General features: G+C 73.5%; 9 protein-coding genes and 1 pseudogene. 4 read left to right on the forward strand and 6 right to left on the reverse strand.

Features of this window, described 5'->3' with window-relative positions:
* The first annotated feature begins 248 nt into the window (after nt 1-248).
* A complete protein-coding gene (locus ACZ7OY_RS09540; protein WP_471910860.1) occupies nt 249-1292 on the forward strand; it encodes a DUF2637 domain-containing protein in 1044 nt (347 codons plus the stop codon).
* 88 nt (nt 1293-1380) lie between these two features.
* Here ACZ7OY_RS09540 and ACZ7OY_RS09545 read toward each other — a convergent pair whose 3' ends face one another.
* Entirely contained in the window at nt 1381-1833 is a 453-nt protein-coding gene (locus ACZ7OY_RS09545) for an ATP-binding protein (RefSeq protein ID WP_471910861.1), read from the reverse strand.
* 425 nt (nt 1834-2258) lie between these two features.
* Here ACZ7OY_RS09545 and ACZ7OY_RS09550 point away from each other — a divergent pair, with 425 nt between their 5' ends.
* Together ACZ7OY_RS09550 and ACZ7OY_RS09555 are read left to right on the forward strand one after the other, a co-directional pair.
* Entirely contained in the window at nt 2259-3806 is a 1548-nt protein-coding gene (locus ACZ7OY_RS09550) for an IS200/IS605 family accessory protein TnpB-related protein (RefSeq protein WP_471910862.1), read from the forward strand.
* 51 nt (nt 3807-3857) lie between these two features.
* On the forward strand, nt 3858-6875 hold the full coding sequence (locus tag ACZ7OY_RS09555) for an alpha-mannosidase (RefSeq protein ID WP_471910863.1): 3018 nt from the start codon (nt 3858-3860) through the stop codon (nt 6873-6875).
* A gap of 74 nt (nt 6876-6949) precedes the next feature.
* On the opposite strand, the gene ACZ7OY_RS09560 is transcribed toward ACZ7OY_RS09555, so the two are convergent.
* Nucleotides 6950-8692, reverse strand: coding sequence for a pyruvate dehydrogenase (locus ACZ7OY_RS09560; RefSeq protein ID WP_471910864.1), 1743 nt, complete (start codon nt 8690-8692; stop codon nt 6950-6952).
* Nucleotides 8693-8758: 66 nt separating this feature from the next.
* A complete protein-coding gene (locus tag ACZ7OY_RS09565; RefSeq protein ID WP_471910865.1) occupies nt 8759-10348 on the reverse strand; it encodes a protein phosphatase 2C domain-containing protein in 1590 nt (529 codons plus the stop codon).
* 247 nt (nt 10349-10595) lie between these two features.
* Here ACZ7OY_RS09565 and ACZ7OY_RS09570 point away from each other — a divergent pair, with 247 nt between their 5' ends.
* Nucleotides 10596-11078, forward strand: a complete 483-nt coding sequence (locus ACZ7OY_RS09570; protein ID WP_471910866.1) for a DUF456 domain-containing protein — start codon at nt 10596-10598, stop codon at nt 11076-11078.
* A 40-nt stretch (nt 11079-11118) separates the two neighbouring features.
* On the opposite strand, the gene ACZ7OY_RS09575 is transcribed toward ACZ7OY_RS09570, so the two are convergent.
* The 3 genes and pseudogenes from ACZ7OY_RS09575 to rsgA all read right to left on the reverse strand — a co-directional run bounded on the left by ACZ7OY_RS09575 (nt 11119) and on the right by rsgA (nt 14275).
* The gene (locus ACZ7OY_RS09575) at nt 11119-11631 is read right to left on the reverse strand and encodes a methylated-DNA--[protein]-cysteine S-methyltransferase (protein ID WP_384723871.1); all 513 of its coding nucleotides are present in this window, start codon (nt 11629-11631) and stop codon (nt 11119-11121) included.
* Nucleotides 11628-13033 (reverse strand): annotated as a pseudogene (locus ACZ7OY_RS09580) (bifunctional transcriptional activator/DNA repair enzyme AdaA). Before ACZ7OY_RS09580 ends, ACZ7OY_RS09575 begins: the two are co-directional and overlap by 4 nt.
* Before the next feature lie 135 nt (nt 13034-13168).
* Entirely contained in the window at nt 13169-14275 is a 1107-nt protein-coding gene (rsgA, locus tag ACZ7OY_RS09585; protein ID WP_471910867.1) for a ribosome small subunit-dependent GTPase A, read from the reverse strand.
* Between the last annotated feature and the right edge of the window lie 53 nt (nt 14276-14328).

The raw sequence follows: 14328 nt of genomic DNA on the forward strand, positions 1-14328 counted from the left end.
ACCCCGCTGCGGTCACCGGTGATTCACAACTTCCTCACTTGCCGCAGGAACTATCCGTGGAACCACCCTTACGGGTAGTGTTATTCGAACTCAACTCCTGCCCGCCATACGGCAGTTCGAGCAGAGTGTCGCCCTCGGCATCCCCTCGCACCTCCTTGGCGTCCTCTTGCCCAGAAACCCCCTGAGGGTCGGTGGAATTGGGCCACTATGGCGGGCGTTACGCCCTATCCCAATGCAAGGGACCCCAGATGAGACTGACCGACATATCGCTGAACTGGCTGCTTCCCGGCGCCGTACTGCTCCTGGGCATGCTGGCGGCGGTAGCGGTGCTGGCGCGTGGCAAGCGCTCCTCGGGGAAGGACACGAGCGCGGACGACTCGTGGGAGCGCAGCGAAGAGCGCCGCAGGCGCAAGGAGGCCATATACGGCACCGCCTCCTATGTACTTCTGTTCTGCTGTGCGGCCGTGGCCGCGGCACTCTCCTTCCACGGCCTGGTCGGCTTCGGCGAGCAGAACCTCGGCCTCTCCGGTGGTTGGGAGTACCTGGTGCCGTTCGGCCTGGACGGCGCGGCGATGTTCTGCTCCGTGCTCGCGGTGCGCGAGGCCAGCCACGGCGACGCCGCCCTCGGCTCCCGCATACTCGTGTGGACGTTCGCGGGTGCGGCCGCCTGGTTCAACTGGGTCCACGCGCCCCGTGGCATCGGCCACGACGGCGCACCCCAGTTCTTCTCCGGCATGTCCCTGTCCGCGGCGGTGCTGTTCGACCGTGCGCTGAAGCAGACCCGCCGGGCCGCGCTGCGCGAGCAGGGTCTCGTGCCGCGTCCGCTGCCGCAGATCCGTATCGTCCGCTGGCTGCGGGCGCCGCGCGAGACGTACGGCGCCTGGTCGCTGATGCTGCTGGAGGGCGTGCGCTCGCTGGACGAGGCGGTCGACGAGGTGCGCGAGGACAAGCGCCAGAAGGAGGCCGCCCGGCTGCTGCGGCGCGACAAGGAGCGGGTGGAGCGCGCACAGCTCAAGGCGATCAGCCGGGGCCACCGCGGGTTCGCCGGACGCGGCGGCCGCCAGCTGGAGGCCCAGGCCCTGGAGCGGGGCCCCGAGCGCGCCGCCGCGGAGCCTGCCATATCGACACCGGAGCTGGAGCTGCCCGCGCGCTCACGGCCGTCCCTCCAGCCCGTACGGACTGGTTCTGACCCGATCACCGTCGACCTGACCACCGAGGACGACACCATGGCGCTGCCGCGGCTCGATCACCTGGAGCGCAAGCTCAAGGACCTGGAGCAGCAGTTCGGCTGAGCCGGGGCCCGGTACCGGGCTACGAACGGGAGGGGGTGCGGCTCCGGCGAGCCGCACCCCCTCCCGTTCGTCCGCCCCCGCGCGGCCCTCAGGCCGCCTCCGCCTCCAGTTCGAACCACACCGACTTGCCCACCCCGTGCGGCCGCACGCCCCACGCGGACGCGAGGGACTGCACCAGGAGCAGACCCCGCCCGTGCGTACCGTCCTGCGTGGCCGGGACCCACGGCCGTGGCCGGCCGGCCACGAAGTCGCGTACCTCCACCCGCAGTCCGTCCGGCCCGACGGTGGCCGTCAGCAGGGCATCGCGGTCGGTGTGCACCAGTGCGTTGGTGACCAGCTCGCTGGTGAGCAGCTCCGCGATCTCCGACCGGCCCGGTTTCCCCCAGTGCCGCAGCAGCTCGCGCAGCGCCCTGCGGGCCTCGGGCACCGCCCGCAGGTCCGCCCGCCCCAGTCTGCGCCGCAGCTGCGAGGACCGCGCCCGCGGGCCCTCCGGCTCTTCCCCGACGGTTCCCGCGTCCACCGAGGTGGTCCCGATCGCCACGGAACCGCTCCCTCGTGCCTGCCTCGTCATGGCCCCCGCCCGCGCGCCGATGTCGGTTCCCCTCCAGCTCGAACACGTTCACGCAAAGACATGCCCCACCGGCCTCGCCGCACTCATGCCGGATCCTCGACGACCAGGTCTCGGCCATGCGACCGCGCCTGCGGCGGCGGCCGGGCGTTGCGGACGCGTGTCGGCGGCCGGGAGGTACGGACCGCTGTCGGCGCGGCCGTCCGAAGGGGTTGCCAGCTGTTGCCAGTTAACTGTGCGTAAGCGTGTCCTGGCGTGAGTGGGTGAGTGTCGGCGGCATCCGCTCGTACGAGGTTCGGGAGGGAACGGAAATTCTTGTCTCGAATGTGTGACCTTTACAGATGGAGGTCGTTGGATGTGGTGACGGGGGTGTTCGGGCCGGGCGGGGGGTGAGCGGATTGAGTGGACTGCGGGAGATGGGTGCGCCGTTCGCGGTGCCGGGCCCCTCGGGTGTGGCGGTCCGGGACCGGCTCAAGAATCTGACCGCCCAGGACGAGGCGGTGCTGCGGCTGGTAGGTGACCACCTCGGCGCGCTCGCCGCCCGGGATCTGAAGGTCCGGTGCGCGGCCGGGCTGGAGCACGACAACGAGCAGTGGGCGCACCGTAAGAGGGAGCTGACCGGCCGATCGTCTTCCCGTTGGGCGGGGTCGTTGACGAAGGCCACGCGTGATCAGTGGGCGTTGGCCCGGCGCGCCCAGCAGGCACATGTCCGGAAGCTCGAGGCCGGGGTGGACGCGATCCGGCACCGGCTGTCCCTGCCCCTGGGGGAGAGGGGCGGCAAGCGGGCCGCGGGTGGTTACCGCAGCCGTCGGGAGTGGCATGCCAAGACCCGCCGCCTGCGCGTGCTGGAGGACCGACTGGAGCGTGCGCGGACCGACTGGGCAGCGGGGCGGGTGCGGGTGGTGCGCGGCGGGAAGCGACTGCTGAACGCCCGTCACCATCTGGAACAGGCCCGGCTCACCGAGTCGCGGTGGCGGGCGCGGTGGGAGGCGGCGCGCCGCTTCCTGCAGGCGGACGGCGAGACCGGGAAGCGGTACGGCAACGAGACCATCCGGGTCGGCCCCGACGGCGAGGTGAGTATCAAACTCCCGGCCCCGTTCGCCCATCTCGCCAACGCCCCGCACGGCCGGTACGTGCTGGGGGCACGGGTGTCGTTCGCGCACCGAGGGGAAACCTGGCGTGACCGGGTCCAGGCGAACCGGGCTGTTGCCTACCGCATCCACGAGGACACCGACCGCACTCGCTGGTACCTCACCGCCTCCTGGACCATCCCACCCGTCCAGACGATGCCCCTGGCGGCAGTGCGTGCCCGCGGTGTGATCGGTGTGGACACCAACGCCGATCACCTCGCGGCTTGGCGGCTGGACACGCATGGCAACCCGATCGGCGCCCCGCGTCGCTTCGCCTACACCCTCACCGGCACCGCGCAGCATCGCGACGCCCAGGTACGCCACGCCCTGACCCGCCTGCTGCACTGGGCCCGACGCCACCACCTGGCGCTCGCTGTAGAGGACCTCGACTTCACCGCCGAGACCAGCCGGGAGAAACACGGCCGCCGCAAACACTTCCGCAAGCTGATCTCCGGCATGCCCGTCGCCCGACTGCGCTCCCGCCTGGTGTCCATGGCGGCCGAGCTCGGCATCCCGCTGGTCGCGGTCGACCCCGCCTACACCTCGAAGTGGGGCGCCCAACACTGGCATCCGATCCGGCGTCGGACGGCACCGCCCCGTACCCACCAGAGCGCTGGGTACGGGCATCGGACCGTCCAGGCCGGACCGGCAACCCCAGGGCGTGAGGGACCCCGCCCCCGCATCCCCGGACCACGGACACGATCCGTGCCGCCCGGATTCGGAGTGAACGCGGGTAACCAGAACGCCCAACACCGTTCGGGGCGTTCGGCCGAGCATGAGCCCTGGCAACAGGACTCACTACCGCTCAGTCTCTAGGGAAGGTACAGGACATCCGACAGCGCCGTCCGAGCCACCGAGGAGAGAGCCGTGCACGACGACCGAGCCCTGGTGGAGGCGCGCCTGGAACGCGCCCTGCGACAGTTCCTGCGGCCCGCGCAGTACGGCCCCGCGGTGCCGCTGGAACTGTCCGTGTGGCACGTACCGGGCGAACCGGTGCCGGTGGAGCAGGCCCTGCGGGCGGCCTACGAGCCCTTCGCGGCCGGCACCGAGTGGGGAAAGCCCTGGTCGACGAGCTGGTTCCGGCTGACCGGCCGGGTGCCCGAGGAGTGGGCGGGACGCCGGGTGGAGGCGGTGATCGACCCCGGGTTCACCGGCGACGGCCCCGGCTTCCAGGCGGAGGGACTGCTCTTCGACGCCTCCGGAGTACCGCTGAAGGGCATCCACCCCCGCAACCGGCACCTGACCGTCGGCCGGCCCGCGCGGGGCGGCGAGCCGGTCGCCCTGCTCCTGGAGGCCGCGGCCAACCCCGCCGTGCTGCACGGCGGCTTCGAACCGACCCGCCTGGGAGACGTGCTGACCGCGGGCGACCGGCCCTGCTACCGGTTCCGCGCCGCCGAGCTGGCCGTGCTGAACGAGGACGTGTGGCACCTGGTCATCGACGTCGAGGTGCTGTCGGAGCTGATGTACGAGCTGGACGCGGAGCGGTCGCGCCGGCACGAGATCCTGCGCGCCCTGGAGGACATGCTCGACACCCTGGATCTGCACGACGTGCCCGGCACCGCGGCGGCGGCCCGCGCGGCCCTCACGGACGTGCTGTCCCGCCCGGCCTCGGCGAGCGCCCACCGCGTCTCGGCGACCGGGCACGCCCACATCGACTCGGCGTGGCTGTGGCCGCTGCGCGAGACGGTCCGCAAGGCCTCCCGCACCTTCGCCAATGTCACCGCGCTCGCCGCCGACTACCCCGAACTGGTCTTCTCCTGCTCGCAGGCCCAGCAGTACGCGTGGGTGAAGGAGCACCAGCCGCACATCTGGGAGCGCATCGGGAAGGCCGTCCGGGACGGCAACTGGGCGCCGGTCGGCTCGATGTGGGTGGAGTCGGACGCCAACATGCCGGGCGGCGAGGCGCTGGCCCGCCAGCTCACCCACGGCAGGCGCTTCTTCGCCGAGGAACTGGGCGTGCGGACGCAGGAGATCTGGCTGCCCGACTCCTTCGGCTACACCGCCGCCTTCCCGCAGCTCGCGAAGTTGGCCGGAATCCGCTGGTTCCTCAGCCAGAAACTCAGCTGGAACCAGTCCAACCGGATGCCCCACCACTCCTTCTGGTGGGAGGGCATCGACGGCACCCGCGTCTTCACCCACTTCCCGCCCGTCGACACCTACAACTCCCAGCTGCACGGCCGTGAACTCGCCCACGCCGAACGCAACTTCGCCGACAAGGGGCGGGCGAGCCGCTCCCTGGTCCCGTTCGGCTGGGGCGACGGCGGCGGCGGTCCCACCCGGGAGATGCTGGAGAAGGCGCGGCGGCTGCGCTCCCTGGAGGGCTCGCCGCGGGTGGAGATCGAGCAGCCGTCCGCCTTCTTCGCGGCCGCCGAGCAGGAGTACGGGCCACAGGCGCCGGTGTGGTCGGGCGAGCTGTACCTGGAGCTGCACCGGGCCACCTACACCACCCAGGCGAAGACCAAGCAGGGCAACCGGCGCTGCGAACACGCGTTGCGCGAGGCCGAGTTGTGGTGCACGACGGCGGCGGTGCGCAATGCGTCGTACGCGTACCCGTACGACGACCTGGACCGGCTGTGGAAGACGGTGCTGCTGCACCAGTTCCACGACATCCTGCCCGGCTCGTCCATCGCATGGGTGCACCGGGAGGCCCGGGAGACGTACACCCGCGTGCTGGCGGAGCTGGCGGAGCTCACGGCCGGGGCGGTACGGGCGCTGGGCCCGGGCGGACCGTCGGTGTTCAACGCCTCGCCGTACGAGCGGACCGAGGTGGTCGGGGACGCGGTGGTGACCGTACCGGGGCTGGGGAGCGCCGCGGTGCCGACGGAGGCGCCTGCGCAGGGTGTACGCGCGTGGCGCGACGGCGACACGCTCGTGCTGGAGAACGCGTGGCTGCGGGTGTGCGTCGACGCCGACGGTCTGCTGACGTCCGTACGGGACCTGGTGGCCGGCCGGGAGGTCCTGTGCGGACCCGGCAACCTCCTCCAGCTGCACCCCGACCACCCCAACGCGTGGGACGCCTGGGACATCGACCGGCACTACCGGCGTCGGCACACGGACCTGACGGAGGCCGATTCGGTTGAGCTGGTGGCGGACGGTCCGCTGCGGGCGGCCGTACGGGTCACCCGCACGTTCGGCGCCTCGCGCCTGAGCCAGGAGATCCGGCTGACGGCCGCGAGCCGTCGGGTCGACATCGTCACGGACGTGGACTGGCAGGAGTCCGAGAAGGTCCTCAAGGCCGCCTTCCCGCTCGACGTGCACGCCGAACGCTCCGCCGCCGAGATCCAGTTCGGGCATGTGCACCGCCCCACCCACACCAACACGTCCTGGGACGCGGCCCGTTTCGAGATCTGCGCCCACCGCTGGCTGCGGGTGGCGGAGCAGGGCTACGGCGTGGCGGTCCTCAACGACTCGACGTACGGCCACGATGTGACCCGCACCCCGTACGAGGGCGGTCTCGGTACGACCGTACGGCTGACGCTGCTGCGTGCGCCGCACAGCCCGGACCCCGAGACCGACCTCGGCACCCACCGCTTCACGTACGCGCTGCTGCCGGGCGCGGAGGTCGGGGACGCGGTCGCCGAGGGGCTGGCGCTCAATCTGCCGCTGCGCCCGGCCGAGGCGCCGGAGCTCGCGCCGCTGGTGCGGGTGGCGGACCCGGCGGTGACGGTCGAGTCGGTCAAGCTCGCGGACGACCGCAGCGGGGACGTGGTGGTCCGGCTGTACGAGTCCCGGGGCGGGCGGGCCCGCTGCGAGCTGACGGCGGACTTCCCGGCCGCCCGTACGGAGGTGACGGACCTGCTCGAACAGCCGCTGCCGGACGCCCCGGACCCCGCCGCGGTCCTGCGGCCGTTCGAGATCCGCACCCTGCGGCTGCACCGGTCCTGACCACCGCCGCCCGCCGGGCACGGCCCGCACCCGGCCCTCGCCCCCGGCGGACGCCGTGCCGTCGGGGCGGGTCGTCAGGGGCGCGGCACGTTGCGCAGGTTGGAGCGGGCCAGCTGGAGCATCCGGCCGACGCCGCCGTCCAGCACCATCTTCGACGCCGACAGCGCGAAGCCGGTCACCATCTCCGCTCTGATCTTCGGCGGGATGGACAGGGCGTTGGGGTCGGTGACGACGTCGACGAGGGCCGGTCCCTTGTGCGCGAAGGCGTCCTTCAGGGCACCGGCGAGCTGTTTGGGCTTCTCCACCCGCGTCCCGTGGGCACCGCAGGCCCGGGCGACGGCGGCGAAGTCGGGGTTCTTGTTGGTGGTGCCGTACGCGGGCAGACCGGCCACCAGCATCTCCAGCTCCACCATGCTGAGGGACGAGTTGTTGAAGAGCACGACCTTCACCGGCAGGTCGTACTGGACCAGGGTCAGGAAGTCACCCATCAGCATCGCGAACCCGCCGTCGCCGGACATCGACACGACCTGCCGGCCGCGGTCGGTGAACTGCGCGCCGATCGCCATCGGCAGCGCGTTCGCCATCGATCCGTGCGAGAAGGAACCGATGACGCGGCGACGGCCGTTGGGCGAGATGTAGCGGGCGGCCCAGACGTTGCACATGCCGGTGTCGACGGTGAAGACCGCGTCGTCGTCCGCGAGTTCGTCCAGCACGGACGCCACGTACTCGGGGTGGATCGGCACGTGCTTCTCCACCTTGCGGGTGTACGCCTTCACCACCCCCTCCAGCGCGTCGGCGTGCTTGGTGAGCATCCGGTCGAGGAAGCGCCGGTCGTCCTTGGGCCGCACCTTCGGGGTGAGACAGCGCAGGGTCTCCCGCACGTCGCCCCACACCGCGAGGTCCAGCTTGGAACGCCGGCCCAGGTGTTCGGGCCGGACGTCGACCTGGGCGATCCGCACGTCGTCGGGGAGGAAGGCGTTGTACGGGAAGTCGGTGCCGAGCAGGAGCAGCAGATCGCACTCGTGGGTGGCCTCGTAGGCGGCGCCGTAGCCGAGCAGTCCGCTCATGCCGACGTCGTACGGGTTGTCGTACTGGATCCATTCCTTGCCGCGCAGGGCGTGGCCCACGGGGGACTTGACCTTGCCCGCGAACTCCATGACCTCGGCGTGCGCGCCCGCCGTGCCGCTGCCGCAGAACAGGGTGACCTTCTCGGCCCGGTCGATCATCTCGACCAGGCGGTCGATCTCGGTGTCGCCCGGCCGGACGGTGGGGCGGGCGGTGACGAGGGCGGTCTCGACGGTCTTCTCGGGTGCGGGCCGGTCGGCGATGTCGCCGGGGAGGGTGACGACGCTGACCCCGCCGAGGCCGATGGCGTGCTGGACGGCGGTCTGGAGCACCCGGGGCATCTGCTTGGGGTTGGAGATCAGTTCGCTGTAGTGGCTGCACTCGGCGAACAGCCGGTCGGGGTGGGTCTCCTGGAAGTAGCCGAGGCCGATCTCCCCGGAGGGGATGTGCGAGGCGAGGGCGAGGACCGGGGCCATGGAGCGGTGGGCGTCGTAGAGGCCGTTGATGAGGTGCAGGTTGCCGGGTCCGCAGGAGCCCGCGCAGGCCGCCAGCTTCCCGGTGATCTGGGCCTCGGCGCCGGCCGCGAAGGCCGCGGTCTCCTCGTGGCGTACGTGGATCCAGTCGATGGCGGAGCTGCGGCGGACCGCGTCGACCACCGGGTTGAGGCTGTCGCCGACCACGCCGTACAGGCGGGTGACGCCGGCCCGGATGAGGATGTCCACGAACTGTTCGGCGACGTTCTGCTTGGCCATGGCTGTGGGGTGTCCTCCCGCTCGGCGCGGATGCCTCCGGCTTCCATGGAGACACAGCCGCCGCCGTCACGCCTCCCAGACGGCCGCCGCCGTACGGTCGTCCGCGTAGCCCTTGACCCGGACGAGGGTGTCGGCGAGGAACGCGGCGAGGCCGGGCACCTCCCCCGCCGACCACCGCCCGCCCAGGTATTCGCACAGCTCGGGCTCGCCGCGCAGCGGGTCGGCGAGCCCGCCGGTGCACATCAGCAGGGTGTCACCCGGCCGGGCCACCGAGGCCCGGAAGCGGAAGGGTTCGCGGGGTGCCTGCGGAGCGGGTTCGTAGGGGCTCGGCGGGGTCGGGATGCCCAGGTCCATGGTGAGCCGGTCGCCCTCGGGGGTCTCGGCGGGCGGCGAGCCGAAGCCGACCACCGGTCCGCCCCTGGTCTCGGTGACCCGCGGCTCGATGTCCTGCCATTCGCCGCCCCGCAGCCGGAACAGCCCGCCCTCGCCGACCCCGAAGAAGACCCGGGTACGGCAGTCGGGGTCGGCCGGCAGCAGCAGACAGCGCAGGTCGGCCGTGTACTCGTCGGGGTCGATGCCCTGGAGCGTGGCGCTGGCGCGGAGTTTGCCGAGACTGCGGTCGGTGAGGCGGTGCAGGCCGGACTTGAGCTCGCCGCGCCGTCCGGTCCGGATGTCCTCCGCGAGCCGGACATGGCTGCGGCCCACGGCCCGGCCTATCCACTGGCAGGCCTCGGCCGCCGCCCGGTGGGCCCCGGTGGTGGCGCGGGCGCCGGTCGCCATGGCCACCAGCACCAGGGCCGCATCGCCCTGTCCGAAGCGTGCGGTGAGCAGCGCGTCGCGGCGCGGTTCGCCACGGAAGCGGGCCGAGTCGCCGCGGGCGGATACGGCGCGCAGGGTGCAGGCGCCGTAGTGGGCGCCGTCGAGCACGGTGTCGGCGACCAGGTCGTCGAGTGCGTCGGGGTCGGCGGCCGGGAGCGCGGTGGGTTCGGCGTCGTAGGTGGGCGGTCCGGAGCCCACGTGGTCGCGGCGGCCGGCCCGGTCGGCGGCGGGAAGGCCGAGCCGGGAGGCGGTGGGCGGCTGCGGTCCGGCGGGGCCCGCGCCGGTCACGGCGGGGCCGGTGGCCGAGTTCGTGGGCTCCTGGGGGGCGCGCTGCCGGAACCCCGGCGGCATGGGTCCGGGCGGGAGGGCCGCGGGGCTGTCGTCGGGGGCCCGGCCGGACGGCGGGGGTTCGGGAGGGCCGGGGAGGGCGGCGCGGGGCGCGGCGGACGGCAGGGCGGGAAGGGGCGCCGGGTCCGGGCGGGACGCCGGGTCGGGACGGGCGTCCTCCGGGCCGGGAAGGGCGTCCGGGCCCGGGAAGAACGGCGGGTCGGGCAGGAGCGGCGGGTCCGCGGCGGACGGGAGGTCCACGGTGCCGAACGACCGCTCGAGTTCGGTGGACAGCGGTTCCCAGGGGGCGCGCTGCCGGGGCGGTGCCCCGCGCGCCGCGCCGCTCTCCGGTAACGCCGTCCCGTCGCCCAGCGTGCCCGCGGCCGAGGCGAACCGGTCGTCCAGCGAGTCGGCCGCGGCCACCGGGCCGGTGTCCTCGGTGGAGTCGTCGTACAGCTGCCTCCACCAGTCGTCCTCGTGACCGGTGGGCCTTCCCCCCTGCTGGCTCATGCCCCTAATTGTCCACCGCGAGCGCCGGATGAAAACGGGGCATCCGGAAAATCCTGTGCGATCCCTCCCCGTCGAACGGCATATCGGATGACATCGGGAACACCAGTACGTATCTGTGGCCGGTGATGCGCAAGAGCCGGGCCGGGCGAGGCGCGCGTCCGGGCGGGGCGGGGAGCGCGCATCCGGGCGGGACCGGGTGGCGCGGGACTGACCTGCCGTTCCCGCCGGGCTCGGGCACCCTGGGCAGATGGGAGTGTGGGAACTCCTGCTGGTCGGCCTGGTGGTCCTGCTCGGCCTGTGCGGAGTGCTGGTACCCGGGGTGCCGGGGCCCTGGCTGGTGTGGTCCGGGGTCCTGTGGTGGTCGCTGAACGATCCGCAGCAGGTCGCCTGGGGTGTCCTCGTCGGTGCCACCTGCACCCTGCTCCTCGCCCAGGCGGTGCGCTGGACGCTGCCGCCCCGGCGGCTGCGGCAGAGCGGGGCCGGCCCCCGGACGGCGGTGTACGCCGGGGCCGGAGCGCTGGCCGGCTTCCTCCTGCTGCCCGTGCTCGGCGCGATCCCCGGTTTCGTGGGCGGCGTCTACCTGTGCGAGCGGCTCCGCCTGGGCGGGCCGGCCGAGGCGCGGGCATCCGTGCACACGATGATGCGGGCGGGCGGCTGGAGCGTCCTGACCGAGCTGTTCGCCTGTCTGCTGGTCACCGGGACGTGGCTGGGCGCGGTGGTGTGGGGGTGACATGGCGGCGCCCCGGGGGGCGACCGGTCCCCGGCGCCGGTCAGAGCCCGCGGTCCGTCGGCAGCGCTCCTTCCAGCGTCAGCAGCCGTACCTTGCGTTCCAGGCCCGCCGCGTAGCCCGTCAGCGAGCCGTCGGCGCCGATCACCCGGTGGCAGGGGCGGACGACGAGCAGCGGGTTGGCGCCGATCGCGCCGCCGACCGCCCGCACGGCGGCCCGGGAGGCTCCGATCCGCGCGGCGACCTCGCCGTACGTGGTGGTCGCCCCGTAGGGAACGGTGTCGAGGGCGTCCCACACCCGGGTGCGGAACTCCGTGCCCTCGGCACGCAGCGGCAGCCGGAACTCCTTGAGCTCCCCGGCGAAGTAGGCGGCGAGCTGCCGCGCGGCCTCGCGGAACGGCGCGGGGTCCGCGCGCAGGCCGTCCAGGTCCGCGTGGGTGCGTCCGCCCTTCTGGCCGGGCAGGGACAGCGAGGTCAGCGCGCCGTCGGCGGCGGCGGTCAGCAGCAGCGGCCCGAGCGGGCTGTCGAGACTGGTCCAGTACGACGGGCTGGTCATCGGTTCTCCTCCTCGTCCCGCTCGCCGGCGGCGCGCAGGTGGTGCAGTGCGTAGGAGCGCCAGGGGCGCCAGGTGTCGGGGACGTCCGTGCCGGGTGGCGCGACGTCCGGATCGCCGAGGGCGCGGGTCCGGATCACCGCCACCGTCCGGGCGTCCATGCCGGGCAGGGCGAGCAGGCCCTGCTCGGCGTCGTCCCGGTCGGCACCCACGTCCAGGCGTACGGTTCCGTCGGCGAGGGCGGTGGCGAGCGCGCCCAGCGGGCCGTCGCCTCCTGCCTCGGCGAGGGCGGCGGGTTCCGGGAAGAGGTGGGTGAGCGAGCCGCAGGGCGCGTCCAGCGCCTTGCCGCGGCTGCGCACGAGTTCCCCGGCGGCGGCCCGGCCCACCAGGGCCCGCACCGCCAGTTCCTCCGGATCCGCGGCGCCCGGTGAGCGCAGCCCCGGCCGGGCGGCGACCAGCGGGGCGAGCCGGGGGTCGGCGCCGAGCCGCTCGTCGACGGCGTACGGGTCGGCGTCGAGGTCGAACAGCCGCCGCAGCCGTTGTACGGCGGTGGTGAGGTCCCTCGGGTCGGTCAGCCGCAGCCGGGCGTCGAGCCAGCCGCCGGCGTGGGCGGCGGTCCCCCGCTGGGTGACCGGCCGTTCGTGGACCGCGGCGATCCCGGTGCCGTGGGGCAGGCGCAGGGTGCGCCGGTAGGTGCGGTCGCCGGGGGTGCCGCTGACCTCCTCGACGCCGGGCAGCGCCTCGCGGGCGAGCAGGTCCAGGACGGGACCTGCCTGGTAGGGGCCGCGGTGGGCGAGCCGCAGCGGGATCCCGGCGCTGGGTGCGACGGCGGCGGCCGGTCCGCCGCGGGGTGCGGCGGCGCGCAGTTCGCTGGGGGGGCGGCGTAGACGGCCCGGATGGTGTCGTTGAACTGGCGGACGCTGGCGAAGCCGGACGCGAAGGCGATCTCCGTGACCGGCAGTCCGGTCGTCTGGAGCAGCACGCGCGCGGTGTGCGCCCGCTGGGCGCGGGCGAGGGCGACCGGTCCCGCGCCGAGCTCCGAGGTGAGCTGGCGCTGTACCTGCCGGGCGCTGTAGCCCAGGCGGACGGCGAGGCCCGCGACGCCCTCGCGGTCGACCACGCCGTCGCCGATCAGCCGCATGGCCCGGCCCACGACGTCGGCCCGTACGTTCCAGGCGGCCGACCCCGGTACGGCGTCCGGACGGCACCGCCGGCAGGCCCGGAATCCCGAGCCCTGCGCGGCGGCGGCCGTCGCGAAGAACCGCACGTTGCGCCGCCGGGGGGTGACGGCCGGGCAGCTGGGCCGGCAGTAGATGCCGGTCGTCTCGACGGCGAAGAAGAACTCGCCGTCGAACCGGGCGTCCCGGCTGCGTACGGCCTCGTACCTGCTGTCCTCGTCCCTCACGAGGTCCAGTGTGGGCGATCGCCGGGCGGCCGGGCTGGCGGGTATCGGACATCACGCTCACCCGCAGGCCCGCCGCCCGCCGGTCCCCGCCCGGTGCCGGCGCCGGGGCGCGTCACCCGGCGGGGACCACGGGGATCACCGTCCCCGACCCCGCTTCGCCTCCATGGCGGCCCGGCCTTCGGCGCCCTTGCGCTTCCAGTCCTTGCGGATCTCCGCCCGCAGCCGGGCGTCGGTCTTGGCGACGATCCACTGGTTCTCCCGGACGAGCTTGCGGTAGCTGTCCAGCCGTCGCACGGACAGCTCCCCCGTCTCCAGGGCGGCCAGCACCGCGCAGCCCGGTTCGGCCTCGTGCGCGCAGTCGTGGAAGCGGCACCGCTCCGCCAGTTCCTCGATCTCGGCGAAGACCTGTCCGACGCCGCTCCCGGCGTCCCACAGACCGACCCCGCGCAGTCCCGGGGTGTCGATCAGCACTCCGCCGCCGGGCAGGACGAGGAGGTTGCGCGTGGTGGTGGTGTGGCGGCCCTTTCCGTCGACGTCGCGGGTGGCCTGTACGTCCATCACGTCGGCGCCGAGCAGGACGTTCGCCAGGCTCGACTTGCCCGCGCCGGACTGGCCGAGCAGCACGGACGTACCGCCGCCGACGAGAGCGACGAGGACGTCCAGACCGCTTCCGTCGTGGGCGCTGACGGTCAGCACCGGCACGCCGGGCGCCGTCGTCTCCACGTCCTCGACGAGGTACGACAGGCCGACCGGGTCCGGCACGAGGTCGGCCTTGGTGAGCACCACCACGGGCTGTGCACCGGACTCCCAGGCCAGGGCGAGGAACCGTTCGACGCGGCCGAGGTCGAGTTCGCCGCCCAGGGAGACGGCGACGACGGCGTGGTCGACGTTGGCGGCGAGGATCTGGCCCTCGGACCGCTTGGAGGAGGTGGAGCGTACGAAGGCTGTACGGCGGGACAGCAGGGTCCGCACATAGCGCGGATCACCGCCCTGCGGGTCGACGGCGACCCAGTCGCCCGTGCACACGACCTTCATGGGATCGCGGGGAACGACGAACTCGGTGTCGGCCCGCACGGTGCCGTCAGGGGTGACGACGTCGCACTGGCCGCGGTCGACCCGTACGACCCGGCCGGGCAGGAGACCCTGCCCGGCGTAGGGGGCGAACTCGGCCTCCCGGTCCGCGTCCCAGCCGTACGGGGTGAGCGGGTGCGTGGAAGGAAGCCGGATGGAGGAGGAAGACAAGGGGTGACCCTTCACAAGGGTGGCCCCGGAGCCGGAACGCGCACACGGGCGCG

The sequence above is a fragment of the Streptomyces sp. NPDC107559 genome (genome assembly GCF_055657365.1).

Coding starts and splice junctions, on each gene's coding strand:
- ACZ7OY_RS09540 (WP_471910860.1), top strand. CDS start 249: ATGAGACTGACCGACATATCGCTGAACTGGCTGCTTCCCGGCGCCGTA.
- ACZ7OY_RS09560 (WP_471910864.1), bottom strand. CDS start 8,692: ATGGCCAAGCAGAACGTCGCCGAACAGTTCGTGGACATCCTCATCCGG.
- ACZ7OY_RS09565 (WP_471910865.1), bottom strand. CDS start 10,348: ATGAGCCAGCAGGGGGGAAGGCCCACCGGTCACGAGGACGACTGGTGG.
- ACZ7OY_RS09570 (WP_471910866.1), top strand. CDS start 10,596: ATGGGAGTGTGGGAACTCCTGCTGGTCGGCCTGGTGGTCCTGCTCGGC.
- ACZ7OY_RS09575 (WP_384723871.1), bottom strand. CDS start 11,631: ATGACCAGCCCGTCGTACTGGACCAGTCTCGACAGCCCGCTCGGGCCG.